Annotated in this window: 8 protein-coding genes; all 8 read right to left on the bottom strand. The window is 67.9% G+C overall.

Translation table 11 applies throughout. The features are described 5' to 3' along the window. Positions 1 to 152 precede the first annotated feature (152 nt). Positions 153 to 3,161, bottom strand: a complete 3,009-nt coding sequence (locus VPH46_RS13850) for a TonB-dependent receptor domain-containing protein (RefSeq protein ID WP_416612097.1) — start codon at positions 3,159 to 3,161, stop codon at positions 153 to 155. Positions 3,162 to 3,229: 68 nt separating this feature from the next. Beyond that, the gene (locus VPH46_RS13845) at positions 3,230 to 4,180 is read right to left on the bottom strand and encodes a N(4)-(beta-N-acetylglucosaminyl)-L-asparaginase (RefSeq protein ID WP_416612095.1); all 951 of its coding nucleotides are present in this window, start codon (positions 4,178 to 4,180) and stop codon (positions 3,230 to 3,232) included. A 278-nt stretch (positions 4,181 to 4,458) separates the two neighbouring features. Further along, entirely contained in the window at positions 4,459 to 6,381 is a 1,923-nt protein-coding gene (locus tag VPH46_RS13840; RefSeq protein ID WP_416612093.1) for an alpha-L-fucosidase, read from the bottom strand. A gap of 22 nt (positions 6,382 to 6,403) precedes the next feature. Then, the gene (locus tag VPH46_RS13835) at positions 6,404 to 8,725 is read right to left on the bottom strand and encodes a GH92 family glycosyl hydrolase (protein ID WP_416612091.1); all 2,322 of its coding nucleotides are present in this window, start codon (positions 8,723 to 8,725) and stop codon (positions 6,404 to 6,406) included. 1 nt (position 8,726) lies between these two features. Continuing rightward, on the bottom strand, positions 8,727 to 10,151 hold the full coding sequence (locus VPH46_RS13830; protein WP_416612089.1) for a glycoside hydrolase family 125 protein: 1,425 nt from the start codon (positions 10,149 to 10,151) through the stop codon (positions 8,727 to 8,729). Then, the gene (locus VPH46_RS13825; RefSeq protein ID WP_416612087.1) at positions 10,148 to 12,715 is read right to left on the bottom strand and encodes a glycoside hydrolase family 3 C-terminal domain-containing protein; all 2,568 of its coding nucleotides are present in this window, start codon (positions 12,713 to 12,715) and stop codon (positions 10,148 to 10,150) included. The genes VPH46_RS13830 and VPH46_RS13825 overlap by 4 nt, the downstream gene beginning before the upstream one ends. After that, positions 12,712 to 15,300, bottom strand: a complete 2,589-nt coding sequence (locus VPH46_RS13820; RefSeq protein WP_416612085.1) for a beta-mannosidase — start codon at positions 15,298 to 15,300, stop codon at positions 12,712 to 12,714. The genes VPH46_RS13825 and VPH46_RS13820 overlap by 4 nt, the downstream gene beginning before the upstream one ends. After that, complete coding sequence (locus VPH46_RS13815; RefSeq protein ID WP_416612083.1) at positions 15,297 to 17,624, bottom strand: beta-N-acetylhexosaminidase; 2,328 nt, start codon at positions 17,622 to 17,624, stop codon at positions 15,297 to 15,299. Before VPH46_RS13815 ends, VPH46_RS13820 begins: the two co-directional genes overlap by 4 nt. Between the last annotated feature and the right edge of the window lie 179 nt (positions 17,625 to 17,803).

Genomic DNA, 17,803 nt, shown 5'->3' with positions numbered 1-17,803 from the left:
GGGGGCGTCCGCGTCGGGGAGGGGACCCGCTAGGTAGGCACCACCGCCCGCTCCGCAACCCACGACCCGCGTCGCGCATGCGCAAAAAAAGGGCCCGCGCTCGGGAGAGCGCGGGCCCAGGTCATGGGAACTTGGACGTCCAGATGGACGGATCAGAAGTTGATCGTGGCGCCGACCGCGATCTGACGGCCGAGGATATCGTAGCGCGAAGAGATCGTGTTGTTGCGGAACAGCCCCGTGACGTCGCGCGAGTTCGGGAACACCGGCGGCGACTTGTCGAAGATGTTGTTCGCAGCCACCCGCCACGAGAACTGCTCGTTCACGCGGAACGCGAGCGCCAGGTCGAAGTAGCTGATCGCCTTGACCTCATAGAAGGTCGTGCGGGTCGCGCCGGGCGTCCAGCCGAGGTTCGTGTCGCCGGAGTTGGACACGTTCGTCAGCGGGCCCAGGTAGCGCCAGTTGAGCGACGCGCTGAACACACCGTCGTCGGTGGTGTAGGTGCCGCGCAGGTTGTGCGTCCACTTCGGGATGAACTGGCCGCAGCCGGCGCCGCCATAATAGCCCACGCAGTTGCGCTTGTTGAGCGTCGGCGCGTCCTGTGCGCCGAGCAGCGTGGTCAGCGAGCCCGAGAAGTCGAAGTCGAGCTTGCCGGCCGAACCCATGCGCAGGGCATACTGGCCCTGGAAGTCCCAGCCGTACGACTTGCTCTTGTAGTAGTTGGTCGTGCCGCTGCGGACATAGCCGCTCTGCGCGTTGGTGGTCGTCGGGCTGTAGAGCGTGCCATCCGCGTTGCGGACGAACATCGAGCAGAAGAAGTCGTTGCCGCTCGACAGGCATCCGTCACGGAAGAAGTCGTAGTTGTTGTAGCCGATCGAGTCGTTCAGGTCGATCATGTAGCGGTCGACCGACAGGGTCAGGCCCGGCAGGAACCGCGGCTTCAGCACGATGCCGAACGTCTTGGTGTAGGCGGTTTCCGGATCGACGGTGAAGCCGCCGCTGCGCGTGGTGCAGCCAACGTCCGTCGGGCAGAGCAGGGTCTCGCTGCCGTAGAGATTGTCGGCCAGGCCGGTGGCGGCGCAGACTTCACGCGATGCCTGCGGGGCGCCGAAGACCGGACGTTGCTGACCCGAGCCATCGTTTTCGTAGCGCAGGATGGTCGGCGCGCAGAAGTCGTTGAACGACTGCGGGTCGATACGATCGTAGCTGCTGTTGCTCGCCTGGAACGCCTCGACCACGGTGGGTGCGCGCTGCGCGCGGTTCATCGACGCGCGGAAGGTGATGTCCGGGATCGGGGCCCAGATCGCTTCCGCCTTCCAGGTGGAGAAGGTCTTGGGATTGCTGCTGTACTTCGACAGGCGATAGGCGCCATTGAACTGCAGCAGGTCCGCGAACGGCTTGTTCTCGACCAGCGGCACCTGGACTTCGATGTTGCCTTCCCAGACGTGCTGCGAAAGGTGCTGGTCCGTGCCGCCGTTCTGCTCGCGCCACACTGCGTTGGCGGTGGAGTCGAGCTGGTCCTCGCGATACTCGGCGCCGATCGCAATTGCGACGCCCTGCTCGGCCCAGGGGCTGGTGATGCCGTGCTGTCCCAGGTCCCCCTGCACGGTGGCGATGGCGTTATAGAGCGTGTTGACGGTCTTCTGGGTGCCGTAGCCGCCGACCATCAGATAGTCGAACAGCGCCTGGTCGTTGACCGCAGAGTTCGGGCTGAACGGGTTGAACGGCACGCAGCCGTCGCTGGTGTCGCGGCAGATGATCGAGCCGTTGCTGCTGACCGTGTCGAGCGCGTTGTTCACGCGATCGAAATTCGGCCTGCCCCAAGTCATGTTCATCTGGTTGCGCGCGTAGACGCCGCCGACGTCATAGCTCCAGCCTTGCGCGATTTCGCCACGCACGCCGCCGGTGATGCGGAGCCCCTTGTTGATGTACGTGTCTTCGATCGGGTCCGCGCCGTTGGCGCGATACCGCAGCTCCACCGGGGCGGTGGTTGCAGTGCCCGCGGCGCCGCCGCAGATGATCTGCGCCTGGGCGGCCGACATGAACGGGTTGTTGCAGCTCACCGTATAGGGCGTCGTGCCGTCGCCGTAAGCGGTCGAGCTGAGCACGCGGGCCGGGAACGGGTTCGACGACTTGTCGCGGAACCACATCGTGCTCGCATACACTTCGGCCGCAGGCGAAATCTCGAACGATGCGAAGCCGCCGGCATTCCAGCGCTTGTTCGCGCGCTGGAAGGCGTAGCCATCGTACGGGTTGGCTGCGTACTCGGTCGAATAGGGCAGCAGCGTCCCCGAGCCGTCGGGGTTGTTCACATAGGTGTTGCCCTTGTTCGGGCCGCTACCCGGCGAGATGTAGCCGAACGGGGTGTAGGTGGACGTCGTGCACCCCAGCGCGCCATCCTTGACCGGCTGGGTCAGTTCGCAGGCGGCGATCTCGCGAGCGCTGAACGGTACCAGCTCGGCTTCGCGGTAGTTGACGTAGCCGGAGATGTGGAAGCGATCGTCGAACAGCTTCTTGCCGGCCGTGATCGAAACGTCGGTGCGGCCACCGTCAAACGCATTGCCGCGTGCCGGCTGCGCAAAGTTGTAGCCGTTGGCGACTTCGGTCGCGAGGCCCGGCTTGTTGTTGTGCGCGTAGAAGTTGTAGTTGCCGTTGATCTGCACGCCTTCGAAATCGTCGTCGAGGACGAAGTTCACGACGCCCGCGATCGCGTCCGAACCATAGACGGCCGATGCGCCGCCGGTCAGCACGTCGACGCGCTTGATGAGCGAGGTCGGGATCATGTTGGCGTCGAGGCCGTTCACCGTGCCCAGGCGCTTGCCGTCGACCAGGACGAGCGTGCGCTCAAAGCCCAGGTTGCGCAGCTTGATGCGCTGACGGCCGTCGGAGTCGGCGTAGTTCTGCTGGCTGTCGGGAGCGACCTGCGGAATGCGGTTGAGCACTTCCTCGATGTTCACCGCCGCCTGCGCACGGATGGACTCCGAGGTGACCGAGGTGATCGGCGCTGCTGCGGTGACGTTCGGGCGGCTGATGCGCGAGCCGGTGACGACGATGGCGCCGCCGCTGTCGGCAGGGGCCTCTTCATTCGCCTGGGGCGCTTCGAGTGCAGAGTCGGTCGCAACCGGGCCACCGGTGACATTGGCTTCCTGAGCCATCGCCGGCATCGCTGCAACGCCCGCGATACAGGTGGATGCCAGCAACAAACGCGTCATCGTCTTCATCAATCGTCCCTTTAGTTCTTTGCGCCCGCCGGCCCTTTGAGGCTCTGTGCGGCGTGGATGCTGGTCCTGCCTGAGGTATCGGTAACGGCGTAGGTGAAGCCCGGCAGGTGCGCGAAGGCCCCGACCTGGCCCTTGGCGTCGATCGCCAGGAACGCGACCTGCGCGTCCCGGACGGCCTCGCCGCGAAGCTTTGCAATGTGCTGCACGGCCTCGCGGCAGGCAGCCTGCGGGGTCATGCCCATCCGCATCGAGCTGGTGATCCGGGCGGTGCCGGCGATGCGGGTGACTTCCTCGCCCACGCCCGTCGCGGTCGCAGCACCAACGCCCGGCTCGACCATCAGCCCGCAGCCGGCCTGCGGGGAATCACCGACACGGCCGCGCAGCTTGAACGCCATGCCCGATGTCGTGCACGCGCCCGCCAGCCGCCCGTCGGGGCCGCAGGCGACGATGCCGATGGTGTCGTGGTCGAGTGCGGAGCCGCGCTGGTTCTCGATGTTGGCGACCGGCTGGTACTTGGCGGTCTTCAGCCAGTCGCGCCACGCCGCCTCGGCTTCCGGCGTCAGCAGCTTGGTGCGCTCGAAGCCCTCGGCAACCGCGAACTGGCGCGCGCCTTCGCCCACCAGCATCGTGTGCGGCGTCTTCTCCATCACGCGCCGCGCGACCGAGATCGGGTGAAGAATGTCCTCCAGCGCCGCAACCGCGCCGACATGCCCCCGGTCATCCATGATGATGGCGTCGAGGGTTACGTGCCCGTCGCGGTCCGGATAGCCGCCATAGCCGACCGAATGGTTGGTGGGGTCCGCCTCGGGCACCTGCGCCCCGGCCTCGACCGCGTCGATCAGCGTGCCGCCGGACTTGAAACGGGCGAAGGCGGCTGCGTTCGCCGCGGCACCGAAGTCCCAGGTGGAGACGATCAGGGCGCGGCTGGCGGGCGCTGCCCGCGCCACGGAGGCGGACGCCATGCCGACAAGACCGATAGCAAGCGTATCCCTGCGCGAAACGATCACGACATGGCCTCCCCGATGCCCCGACCGCGTTCTGATCTCGGTCGGCCCATATGAGCGCTACCATCTTTGGTACCGCTGATCTGAAACAAACCTGTCATAGGCGACAGATCAATACAATACCAAAAACGTTAAAGGTTCTAATCGCCCGGCGCTGAAGGCGGCAGGTATTGGACACAAGAGGAAGGCCGCGGACTCAGAGTCCGCGGCCTTTGCGAAGTAGGATTGTGGCAGCGCTACCGCGTTGCAGTGAATCCGCCGATCCCGGCGATCGCCAGGCGCGGCGTGGGCAGCGCCGTCTCCGCGAAGCGCAAACGCAGGTAGCGAGCATTGCGCGGCGCGTCGAAGGTGATGCGCTGGGTGGAGAGCGCATAGGCGATGTTGCTGAACTCGCCGGTGGCCGCCGGCTGCCATTGCTTGCCGTCGACGCTGGTCTCCGCGACATAGCCCCGCGGCGGCGCCGCATTGGTCATCACCTGGCGCGACGGGGTCAGGCTGAAGCCTGCGAGCAGCACCGTCTCGGGCAACGCCACGGTGACGCCGGCGGGTTTCCCCGCACCCGGTGCCGGCTGCGCCCAGATGGTGCCCGCATCATTGTCGAGCAGCTTCTCCGCTCCCGGTGCGCTCGCCTCGACGATCTTCCAGCCTGTCGTGTCGAGCACGGTCGGATCGGACGAGACGATTGCCGGCACCTCGACGGGCGCCACGGACCGGAACAGCGCGAACTCGCTGATCGCAGGAGCCACCGGCGCCTCCAGGATGCGCAGCCGCACGCGCCGGGCGGCGATCGGCTTTTCCAGCCGCACGATCCGCTGGGCGGAGATGCACGCGTGCTCGGCCAAGGTCTGCCAGCGCTCATCCACCTCCGCGTCGATCGCGAAGCGCGTCACCCGGACCCCCAGCGGCAGATATTCGCGCAGGCGGATCACGTCGAAGCTGCGGCCCGGCGGCAGGTCCAGCGTTAGGCTGGGCGTGGTGACGCCATCGGGCGCCGACCAGTAGCTCTCGCGGTCGCCGTCGAGCACCCGCGCCGGCTCGAACCCGCGGCCGCGGCTGTGGCTGGCGCTCGCCACGGCGCCCTTGGCGAGATCCTGCGCAAAGGTTGCGCGGATCGCATCGCCGAACGACTTCAGGATCTTCATGTCCTGGTCGGCGATGCGCCCACGCCGGTCGGGTGGGATGTTGAGGTTCAGATTGGTCCCGCGTCCCACGGACTCGTCGTACAGGCGCACCAGCCGCTCCGGGCTCTTCACCTTGGAGTCCTCGTCGGCGTGGTAGAACCAGCCCGGCCGGATCGACACGTCGGTCTCGGCCGGCCACCAGAGCTCTGCCCCGCGCACGCCGCTGTTGCCGTCCTTCTGGTCATACGGCTTGTTCGGCATGGTCGGCCAGCAGGGATCGCCGGCTACGCCATCCTCGTTGCCCACCCAGCGGATGTCGGCGCCCAGCGGATCGAAGGTGCAGGCATTGGGCTGCAGCTTGTGGACCAGCGCGATGATCGAAGGCCAGTTGTAGTAGCGGGGCGCGTCGATCTTCCGCGCCTCGCGCGCGCCGCCGTAATAGCCGTCGCCGCCGTTGGCGCCGTCGAACCACACCTCGAACAGCTCGCCATAACGCGTGCACAGCTCGGTCAGCTGCGCGCGATAATAGGTGATGTATTCCGGCCGGCCGTACTGCGCGTGGTTCCGGTCCCAGGGCGACAGATAGAGGCCGAAGGGCAGGTTGGCGCGACGGCAGGCATCCGCCATCTCGCGCACGATGTCGCCCTTGCCGTCCTCGTACGGGCTGTTGCGGATGCAATGCTCGGTCAGGGTCGTCGGCCACAGGCAGAAGCCGTCATGGTGCTTGGCGGTCAGGATCAGCCCGCGCAGGTCCGCCGCCTTGGCCGCGGCGACGATCTGGTCCGCGTCGAAGTCGCTGGGGTTGAACAGCTTCGGGCTCTCGTCGCCGAAGCCCCATTCCTTGTCGGTGTAGGTGTTGACCGAGAAATGGACAAAGGCATAGGCCTCCCGCCCGTGCCAGCGCCATTGGCGCGGCGACGGAACGGCGCCCCACGGCTTGGGCGCGCCCTCTCGGGTGGCTGCACGGGCGGCACCGGCGGGAAGGGCACCTGCCACCAGGCTAGTGGCGATCAGCGTACGCCGCGAAACATCGGTCATGGGTAACTCCGACAAAGGCAGGTCAGGCAAGCGTGCTGCCGTAGGATGGCGGACGGTCGGCCGGTGCCCGGCCGAAGTCGCGGTTGGGCGTTCCGCTCATGGTGAAGCGCAGGGTGCCGCCCTTTGCGAGTTCGCGGTGCGCGATCCAGCTGCGCGTCCAGGGGCGGCCGTTCCAGGTCACTGCCGCCACATAGGGCGTGTCCGGTCGGTTGCCCGGTGCCTCGACCACCAGTTTGCGGTTGCCGCCGAGCTTCACCTCGGCCCGCTCGAACAGCGGCGATCCGAACACATAGGCAGCCTCGACCGGATCGACCGGATAAAAGCCGAGCGCGCTCATCACGAACCAGGCGCTCATCTGCCCGCAATCGTCGTTGCCGATGACGCCGTCCGGATCCGCCTTGTACATCTCGGTGAGCAGCCGGCGCACCATCGCCTGCGTCTTCCACGGCGCACCCGTATAGGCATAGAGATAGGCGACGTGGTGGCTCGGCTCGTTGCCGTGCGCATATTGCCCGACCAGACCCGAAATGTCGGGCGGCGCATTGTCCGGCAACGTCGAGGGGGCCGAGAACAGCGCGTCGAGCTTTGCCTCGAACGCCGCCTCGCCGCCGAAGTGCGCGATCTGGCCATAGATGTCGTGCTGGTTCAGGAAGGTCGCCTGCCAGCCGTTCGCCTCGGTATAGTCGCGATACTCCGCGACCTTGTGGCCGATCTGGATCGGGTCGTAGGGCGTGATCCAGCTGCCGTTCGCCAGCCGTGCCCGCGCGAAGCGGATCTTGGGGTCGAGCACGTTGCGGTAGTTCAGGCTGCGCTTGCGCAGGGCCGCCGCGTCCTCATGCGCGCCGGCTGCCGCGGCCAGGTGCGCCATCGCCCAGTCGTCATAGGCATATTCCTGGGTGCGGCTGACGGACTCGTCCACGCGGTCGGCCGGCAGATAGCCGAGCGTCGCATAATCGCCGCGCGCGCGGGTGCTGGCCACGTCGGGCGTCGTCGGGTCGAACGCACGCCTGCGGATCGCCGGCCATGCGGCGGCATAGTCGGCCGGGATGCCCTTGGCATGCGCCTCCGCCAGCACCGCGACCGCGTGCCAACCGATCATGGTGCCGGTCTCGACGCCCTGGAGCGGCCACACTGGCGGTCCGAAGGGGCTCTCGACGCTCTGGCGCAGCAGGTCGTGGGTGAACTCGGTCGCACGATCGGGCGCGATCAGGGTCAGTAGCGGGTGCAGCGTGCGGTACGTGTCCCATAGCGAATAGGTGCTGTAGGCGCGCTCCTTGGCTGGAAGCTGATGCACCTTCTGGTCCAGCCCCATGTAGCGCCCGTCGACGTCCGAGAAGAGCGTCGGCGCCAGCTGCGCATGATAGTTGGCGCTCGCCAGGATCGTTCGCTGCTCCGGGGTGCCGCCGGACACGCGCACCGTGCCGAGCGCCTTGTCCCATGCCTTGGTGGCCGCGCGGCGATGCGCGTCGAAATTCCAGCCGCGGCCTTCAGCCTCCAGGTTCGCACGCGCGCCCGCCACGTCGACGCCGGACAGGCCACACTTGGTCAGGATCGGTGCCGAGCCGGCGTCGTCATAGTGCAGCACCAGCTTGAGCTTGTCGCCCGACACGCTGCGGGTGCCGTCCGGTTGCGGCTTGTCATCGACATAGAAGGTCACGCGGTCGGGCGTCCGCGACAGCTTCAGCGCGAAGTGGATCTTGCGCCCCTTGGCCCAGCGGTAGACCGAGCGGCTGCCGGTGATGGTGCCGTCGTCTGCGATCGAGAGCGTCGCGTCGCGCACCAGCCGGTAGGTCGGCGGCTGCACCGGCGGCATGTGCCAGAAGTCGAGCAGCACATGGCCCGGCCCCTGCGGGAAGCGGTGGCGCTGCCAGCCGGTCCGCTCGGTGGCGGTCAGTTCCGAAAGGACGCCGCTTTCGAGCCGCACGCGATAGTAGCCGGGTTCCGCATGCTCGTCGGAGAAGCGCTGGCGATAGCCCTTGTCCGGGTTCTCGCGCGGTCCGGGGACGAGCTCGACGGGGCCACGGGTCGGCACCACCAGCACGTCCATCAGGTCACCGATGCCGGTGCCGGAGAGATGGGTGTGCGAAAAGCCCATGATCGAGGTGTCGGTGCGGTGGTAGCCCGAGCATCCCTCCCATCGCGTGTTGTCCGTATCGGGGCCGACCTGGACCATGCCGAACGGCATCGTCGGCCCCGGATAAGTGTGGCCGTCGCCACCGGTGCCGACGAACAGGTCGGGCGGCGTCTTCTCGACCCCGCGTGCCAAGGCGGAGCCGGGCAGGCCGGCAGCGGCTGCGGCGATTCCGGAGGTGGCGAGCAGGGTGCGGCGGGTGATCGCGGTCATGTCAGAATGTCTCGGCAAGCAGCTTCGGGCGACGGTCGGCCAGGGTGACCAGCAGTTCGCCGAACAGCCCGTTCGCCCAGGCGAACCAGTCGCGGGTGAACTTCGTGGGATCGTCCTGGTCAAAGGCCTCGTGGATGAAGCCGGTGCCGCCGTCGGTATCGCGCAGCATCTTCAGGCAGCTGCGGATCGTCGCGTCATCCTGAGCGACGAACGCGCGCTGGATCAGCGACATCGGCCAGATCTGGCCCAGGCCGACGTGCGGTCCGCCGATCCCCTCGGCCGCGCGCCCACGCGACCAATAAGGGTTCGCGTCGCTCCACGCGGCGTCGGCGGTACGGCGGAACAGCGGATCGCTCGCCGGCATGCAGCCGAGATAGGCGAGGCTGGAGAGCGAGGGCACGTTGGCGTCGTCCATGAAAATGGCGTTGCCATAGCCGTCCACCTCGAACGCCCAGACCTCCCGCCCGTCGCGCAGGCGCATCTTGCCATATTCGTGAAGCGCCGCCTCGACCTCTGCTGCCAGGGCGACGGCATCCTGCGCCAGCGCGGTATCGCGCCGCGCCTCGTTGGCGACCACCGCCAGTTCGCGCAGCGCGGTCACCGCAAACCAGTTGGCTGGGATCAGGAAGGGATAGACGCAGGCGTCGTCCGACGGACGAAATCCGCAGTGGATCAGGCCGACGGACTTGGAGGGCGGCCCCCAGCCGTCGAGCATCATCGTCTCGGTCGTACGGTTGCTCACCCGCTGAAAGCGATAGGGGCCGCGATCGGTCTTGCGCTGCTGCTCGCGGAAGGTGCGGACGCTCGCACGCGCCGCTTCCGCCCATTGCGCGTCGAACGGCGTCGGGTCGCGGGTCGCCTGCCAATAACCGTGCGCCAGCCGCATCGCGTAGCACAGGGAGTCGATCTCCCACTTTCGCTCGGCGACGCCCGGCTTCATCTCGGTCTGGTCGGTCAGCGCCCAGCTGAGCTCGGTCTTGCCGTTCGGATCCTCCAGGAACGCGTTGGCGTAAGGGTCGATCAGGATGCAGCGCGCCTGGCGGTGGATCAGCCCCTGGAACAGCGTGCGCAGCTTGGGGTCCTGCTTCACCAGGTGCAGGTACGGCTTCACCTGCGCGGCGGAGTCCCGCAGCCAAAGCGCGTCGATGTCGCCGGTGATGACGAAGCTGTCGGGCTTGCCGTCGACGGTGCCCATCTTCACGGTGGTGTCGAGCGTGTTGGGATAGCAGTTGGCGAACATCCAGCGCAGCTTCGGATCGGCGATCTTGGCCGAAACCCGCGCGATCTCGCGCTCCACCGCCTTGCTGGTGAAGCGGCGCTCGGCAAGCGCCGGCCGCTTGCTGGCGAGCGTCGGTGCGGCGCGCGCGAAGGCGGGCGTGGCGGCGAGCGCGACGCCTGCGCCCAGGACGGTACGACGATCGATCACTTGGCAAGCTCCCGGGCGTCGCCCGTCAGGGTGAAGTCGGTCCAGGCGCCGACCCCGTCGCCCGGCTGCCCGCCGCCGACGTAGAGGCGATAGGCGCCCGGCTGGACGGTACGCGTGCCGTCGCGCGCGACCGTGCTGAGGCTGCGCGGATCCAGCTCGAAGCGCACCGTCTCGGTCTTGCCCGGCTTCAGCGACACGCGCCGGAATGCCACCAGCTGGCGCTGGAGGACCGGCGTGGTGAGCCCGCTTCCCTTGCCCGCGGCCGGCGGCACCAGATAGGCCTGCACCACCTCGTCGCCGGCACGCTTGCCGTCGTTGCGCACGGCCACGCTGACGGACACGTTGGCCGTCGTATCACCCGCCTTCGCCACCGGCGCGCCGTAGCCGAAGCGGGTGTAGCTCAGGCCATGGCCGAAGCCCCACAGCGGCTTGCCCGTGAAGAAGCGATAGGTGCGCTCCTTCATGCCATAGTCGGTGAACGCCGGCAGGTCGCTGACCTGGCGGTAGAAGGTGACGGGCAGGCGCCCGGACGGATTGTTGAGCCCGGCGAGAGTCTCGGCGATCGCGGTGCCGCCCGACTGGCCGGGGTACCAGGCTGCCAGGATCGCATCGGCCATGTCCGGATCGACGGAGACGGCGCTGCCGCTGGTCAGCACCACCACGACCGGCTTGCCGGTCTCCCGCAGCGCCGCGAGCAGCTTCTGCTGCGCGAAGGGCAGGGCGATGTCGGTGCGGTCACCGCCGACGAAGCCGGGCACGCTTACTTGGAGCGCCTCGCCTTCCAGGTCCGGCGACAGACCGAGCACGGCGACCACGACGTCGGCATCCCTTGCCGTGGCGACTGCCTCGGCGAGCAGCGGCTCGGCGGGTGGCAGCCACATCAGGCGAACGCCCTCATCCTCGCTTTGATGGTCGAGCTCCAGGCGGATGTCGACGGCGCGACCGTCGCTGGTGAACGGCACCTCGACGCGGCCCTTGGCGATCTCGCCTGCGGTCAGCTGCTTGCCATCGACCCACAGCCGCACGGCATCGTGCGACTTACAGTATTTCCAGCAAGCCGGCGCGTCGATCGCGAGCCGGTACTTGCCGGGACCCGGCGGCACCAGCTGTCCGGTCCAGCGCACCGCAAACCCCTCCGGCGAAAGCTGGGGCAGGGGCGCCGCACGGTTGTAGTCGAGGTCGATGCGGCGATCCTGCCGTACCGCCACCGGCGTCCCGGTCACCGTGCGGCTCGCAAAGTACTCGCCGCGGAGGCCCGGCTTGCCGTCGGCACGCAGCGCCGTCTCCGGCACCACCACGGGCGCACCATCGGCCAGCACCGAGCCCTGCGCATAGCGGACATTGCCCGCCCCGAACTGCTCGCGGATGCCATCGAGCGGGGTGACGGGCTGACCTGCCGTGCCATGATAATTCCCCTGCAGCACGCCGAGGTCGTCGGCATTGGTGCCCACCACCGCAATGCGGCTGCCCGGCTTCAACGGCAGGCGATCGGCATCGTTCTTCAGCAGCACGATTGCCTTGCGCGCCGCTTCCAGCGCCAGCTTGCCATGCGCCAGCGCGCCCAGCGCGGACGGCTTGATCTTCGACCAGGGACTTCCGGCGCCGAACGCGATGCCGAGTGCGCGCCGAGCTTCCAGGGAGCGGATCAACGCGGTGTCGACTTCCGCCTGGGTCACCAGGCCCTTGGCAACCGCCTCCGGCAGTGCGGAGAAGGTCGTGCCGCAGTTCAGGTCGGTACCGCCCTTGATCGCCGCTGCCGAGGCCGATGCCGCGTCCAGGCGATAGTGGTGGAAGAGGTGGATATTCGCCGCCGCGTCGCAATCGGTGACGGTGAAGCCGCGGAAGCCCCAGTCGTTGCGCAGCCGCTCGTTCATCAGCGACGGGAGCGCACAGGCCGGCGTCCCCGAAATCGAGTTATAGGCGCACATCAGCGACTGCGCCTTGCCCTCGGTGATCGCCATGCGGAATGCCGGCAGATAGGTGGACTCCAGGTCCTGCGGGCTCACGTCCACGTCGAAGCTGTCGCGCCCGGCCTCCGGCCCGCTGTGCACCGCGAAGTGCTTCGGCGTGCCGATCACCTTGGGGTGCGCGGCGTCCGGACCCTGCAATCCCTGGATGAAGGCGACGCCGAGCTTGCCCGTCAGGTGCGGGTCCTCGCCGTAAGTCTCCTGGCCACGGCCCCAGCGGGGATCGCGGAAGATGTTGATGTTGGGAGACCAGATCGTCAGCCCTTCATAGATGCGGCGGTCGGCGTCGACGGGCTTACGGTTGAAGCTCGCCCGCGCCTCTGTCGCCACCACGTCACCGATGTCGTGCAGCAGCTTCACGTCCCAGGTTGCGGCCATGCCGATCGCCTGCGGGAACACGGTCGCGACGCCGTTGCGCGCCAGCCCATGGAGGCCTTCGTTCCACCAGTCATAGGCGGGCAGGTCCGCCTTCGGATCGGCCGGTGCGCTGCTCTGAAGCTGCGCTGCCTTTTCCTCGATCGACATCTGCGACACCGTCGCCACGACCGGATCGGCAGGCGCCTCGACGCCGGCGAGAAGCAGGGGAAGGAAGATCATGGCTGGGTGCTCAGGGTCCGGAGGGTAAGGGCGCGCGCAAGCGCGCGGGCGGCCGCGTCGGACGCGACCTCGATGGTCACGCTCTCGCCCGGCAGGAGGTCGAAGCCGTCGTCGCTCGGCTGCGCGGCCACCGCGCCGAAATCGAGCATCACCGCGCGGGCAAGGTTCTTGGCGGTGATCGTCACGCGCTTGCCTTCCCAGCGGGCGGAGAGGCCCGGCGCCGGATAGATCATGTCCTTGGGCAGCATTCGCTCGAAGACTCGGCGTGACGCGGTCTTGCCGTCGACCACCAGTTCGGCGACCGCATAGCTGGCGTTGGGCGCGGCGCTGCCGAACAGCTCGGCGTCGGCCAGGCTCGCGATGTCCGTCGCCGACAGCGGGGCGAGGGTGGTCGTGCCGCCCTTGTCGCCCAGCGGCCGGCCGGCCATGTCGAAGCTGCGCACCCGCCATTCGGCCGCGATCGGCTGCACTGCGTCGGACACCAGCGCGATCCGCGTCTTGCCGCCGCGGTTCTCCGCCACGATCGCCTGCGGGGCAAAGAAGCGACGCGCGGCATAGTTCAGCAGCTTCCACCGGCCATGATAATCGATGCTGGCCCAGGAGATCGAAGGCCAGGTGTCGTTCATCTGCCAGTAGAGCGAACCCATGTTGGTCGGGCGGCAGGCGCGGTGGTGGCGCGCGGCCATGTCGATCGCCTGCGCCTGGTTGACCTGGGTCAGGTACACCGTGTCGGCGAAGTCCTTGGCCGGGCGCAACCGCTGGTCGAGGTACATCTTCAGCCGCTCATTGCCTTCGCCGGCCAGGAACTTCTGGTGGCCCTTCAGCACCGGGCTGTCGAGCGCGAGCGGGCCGTTGCCGGCGAACTCGCGGATCGTCGCCATGTCCGGCATCGCCTGGAAGCCGTATTCGGACATGAAGCGCGTGCAGCTGTCGAGATAGTTCTCGACCGGCTTGGAGCCCGACCACACGTCCCAGAAGTGGCGGTCGCCCGCCGCATCGGTATCAACCGGACCTTCATAGTTGGTCGAGGGCGATCCCGGCCAATAGGGCGTGCCCGGCGAGCGGGTAAGTACCGCATCGCGCAGCACCTGGTTGAACAGCACGGCCATGCCCGCGCCGATCCGCTCCTGCTCGTCGGCACCGATGCGCTTCTTGAACGCCTTGCGGTCGGACCAGTTCTCCCAACCCGACAGCACCTCGTTGCCGCCCGACCAAGCGACGACGGAGGGGTGCGCCTGGAGCCGCGCGACCTGCTGCTCGGCCTCCACCCGCACGTTCTCGCGGAACTCCGCATCCGGCGGCGTCACGGCACCGCCGAACATGAAGTCCTGCCAGATCATGATGCCCATCTCGTCCGCCATCGCGTAGAAGGCGTCGTCGAGGTAATAGCCGCCGCCCCAGATGCGGAGCATGTTCATGTTGGCGTCGACTGCGCCCTGCAGGATGTGCCGCATCTGTGCGGCCGGCACCCGGCTCGGGAAGTTGTCGAACGGGATCACGTTCGCGCCTTTGGCAAAGATCGGGATGCCATTGACCTGGAAGCCGAAGCCGCCGTCCTTGGTCAGCAGCTCCACCGTGCGCAGGCCAATCCGCCGCTCCGTCCGGTCGGTCTCAGCGCCGCCTTCGACCAGCGCCGCCTGCACGCGATAGAGCGGCTGCGCGCCATAACCGACCGGCTGCCAGCGCTGGGGACTGGCGATGGTCAGCGGCACGGTGATGCGGTTCTCGCCGGCCGCGACCTGCACCGTCCGCTCGACGCCCTGGGTCTGCCCGTCCGGACCGACCACATTGGTGCGCAGCGTCACGCTGCCGGCGGTATCCGCCACCAGCGTATAGCGCGCCGTCAGCTGCGCTTCGGCATCGTTGATCGCTTCCTGGTCGACCTGGATCGTCTCGATGCGCACATCGTCCCAGGCTTCCAGCCGCACCGGGCGCCACACGCCGATGTTGATGATCCGGGGGCCCCAGTCCCAGCTATAATGGTACTTGGGCTTGCGGATGTAGGGTGAGCTCTGCTTGCCCTTGGGCTCGTCGCCATAGGCGGAGTCATATTCGCCCGGAAGCGGATTGGCTTCCTTGAGCACCATCGGCTGAAGCGTGCGCACCGGGGAGGCGATCGACACCAGTAGTTCGTTGCGCCCGACCTTGAGCGCCGGCTTGGCATCCACCCGCCACTGCCGATGCGCGTTGGCCGTCGCGAGCAGCTGCTGTCCGTTCACCGACACCGTCGCGAAGGTATCGAGCCCGTCGAACACCAGGTCCAGGTGATCCCGCTGGAGCATCTCCGGCGTCACGTCGATGACCCGGCGGAACTGCCAGTTGGTGAGCCCCGCCCACTGGATCTTGTCCTCGTTCAAGCCCTGGAACGGGTCCGGCACGCGCTTGGCGGCGATCAGGTCCTGCTGGACGCTGCCGGGCACCTGCGCGCGGAACCACTTGGCCTCCCGAGGATGCTGGCCAGCGGCGGTCGCATCTGTTGGATCGATACGGACCTGCCACTCGCCGTCAAGGGAGACGCTGGTACGCGGCGCGCCCCAGGCCGGCAGTGCGGCGAACAACAGGGGCAGGGCGAACCAACGCTTCATCGTGGGGTCTCCGTCAGCGTCGCCCGTTCGACGGCATAAAGGGGATCGGAAATCGGGGAGGTGAACTGGAAGCAGAGGTCGCGATCGCCCTCCAGCTTGGGAAGCGTGCCCGTGACGCGGAAGCGCGCGGGCGATGTCGCGGGGTCGGGCAGCGGGAAGGTGCCGAGCGGCATCGGCTTGGCCGTCTTTTCGTCGTCGCTCACCGGGCAGCCCGCCGTCACGATCAGCTCGCCGTGCGGGGTGACGTTGTAGTGGCGGCGGACCTTGCCCGTGTCATGCGCCAGGCCGAAGTTGCGCGGCAGCCGCGCGACTTCGATCGTGAAGCCGCTCGCGGCACCGACCGGCGCCGCCGGATAGACGCTGCACGTGTCGAAGACGTTGACGTTGTAGGCCGGGCCATTGGCCGTCGCATCGGCGGTGAGCGGCAGTCGCAGCCACAGCGCCCCGCTCGGGCATCCGGTCAGTTCGGAGGATGTCCGCGTGAGCAGGGCCGCGCGGCTGGTGTCGAAGCTGCGCGCCGTCGCCGTCGCGTTCCCGGCGGCGTCGAAGGCCGCGGCGCGGATGGTCACGCCCGGCGTCAGGCTCAACGGTGCCTTATAGACCTTCGACCGTGCGGTCGGCGCCTTGCCGTCCAGCGTGTAGCGGATCCTTCCATGCGGCGCCTGAGTGCTAAGCGCGACCACCGCCTTGTTGGCCCGCAGCGCCTCGCCGCGGCTGCCCTGCACCTTGAAGTCGACGGCGAAGGCGCTGTCCGCCACCTCCAGGCCCGAACGCTTCCAGCGCTCGATCTGCGGTCCGACGCGCTCGAGGAAGCCGCCGAAGTCGCGCTTCTCCTTGGGGGACCAGTTGATCTCGGCCAGCGCCGCCGCGCGCGGAAACAGCGCGTGCTGCACCTGATAGGGCGTCACCAGATACTCGCTCCAGGCATTGGCCTGGGCGCCGAGCACATGCTTGGCCTTGTCGGCGGCGATCCCGGCCGGCATCGGATCGTAGCGGTACACGCTTTCGAGCGACTGGATGATGATGCGGCCCGGCGGCTCGTCGCCCCGGTCGCTCTGCAGGCTGTCGAGATAGAGGGTGGGCGCCGGCGACAGCACCACGTCATGGCCGAGGTTCGCCGCCTGGATCGCGCCCTTCTCGCCGCGCCACGACATCACGGAGGCCGAGGCCGGCACGCCGCCTTCCAGGATCTCGTCCCAACCGATCAGCCGCCGGCCCTTGCTCGCCAGATAGGTGCCGAACTGCTCGATCAGCCAGCTCTGCAACTGGTTCTCGCTCTTCAGCCCCAGCGCCTTGATCTGCGCCTGCACCTCGGGCGAACGCTCCCACTGGTCCTTGACCGCCTCGTCGCCGCCCAGATGGATGTAGGTGCCCGGGAAGACGGCCATCAACTCGTCCAGCACGTTCTTCACGAACTCGACGCCCTTGGGTCCGGGGTTCAGCAGATAGGGGTTGATGCCCCAGTCCGGCGACACCTCGGGCCGGTCGCCCAGCACGCCGAGCTCGGGATAGGCCGCGACCAGCGCCTGCGCATGCCCCGGCAGGTCGATCTCCGGCACGATGGTGATGCCGCGCTCCGCCGCATAGGCGACCAGCTGCTTTAACTCGTCCTGGGTATAGAAGCCGCCGACCTTCGCCCCCGGCGCCTCGCCGGAAGAAGGCGGGGTGCGCCAGGCGCCGACCTCGGTCAGCTTGGGATAGCGCTTCACCTCGAAGCGCCATCCCTGGTCGTCGGTCAGGTGGAGGTGCAGGGTGTTGAGCTTCACCGACGCCATCTGGTCGACGATCGTGCGGATGGCCTCCAGCGTGATGAAGTGCCGCGTGGTGTCGATCATCAAGCCGCGCCAGGCAAAGCGGGGCGCATCCTCGATCGTGACGGCATCGACCTTCACCGGCTTGCCGAACGCGCGATCGGGGCTCAGCAACTGCGCAAGCGTCATCGCGCCATAGAGAAGGCCGCGGTCACCCGACGCGGCGATGCGGATGCCGCTGGCACTCACCGTCAGTCGGTACGCCTCTTCTCCGGCGATCGCCGGCTCGCGCACCAGCGCAATCGGGGCCTCGCCGCTCGTCTGCGAAAGTGCCAGGCCGCGTTCGGTGCGGACATGGGCGATCAGCATCCGCGCCGCGGCCTCGGCGGCGGTGTCGCCGGAAGGCGTCGCGATCGCAGCGCCGTCGCGAACGGTGAAGCTGGCGCTGTCGGGAACGACCGAAGCCGGCAGGGGTACCAGCGGCAGCGGACCCGCCAGGGCCGGCGTGGTCGTGCCGAGAAGCAGAAGTACGGTGAGCACCTGCCGCCCGGATCGAGCGAAACCTGCTGCCATTGGATTCTCCCCCGTTAGATCGGACGTTCCGCGCCCTGGTCTTGTAACTGTGTAACCAATATAAGTCCTACGGCGCAACAGTGCTGTTCCAGCACGGCTGAATGCCGTCGATGGGAGGGACCCGTGCCGGCAATACCATTGCAGGACCGGGCCGGTTGCTCCCCGCTTCCGCTTACGAT

Origin of the sequence: Sphingomonas sp. MJ1 (PH-R8) (assembly GCF_048058635.1) — a bacterium.
Taxonomy (GTDB): Bacteria; Pseudomonadota; Alphaproteobacteria; order Sphingomonadales; family Sphingomonadaceae; genus Sphingomonas.
Note: the sequence above shows the minus strand (reverse complement) of the source record. Positions and strands in the feature narration are given on the sequence as shown.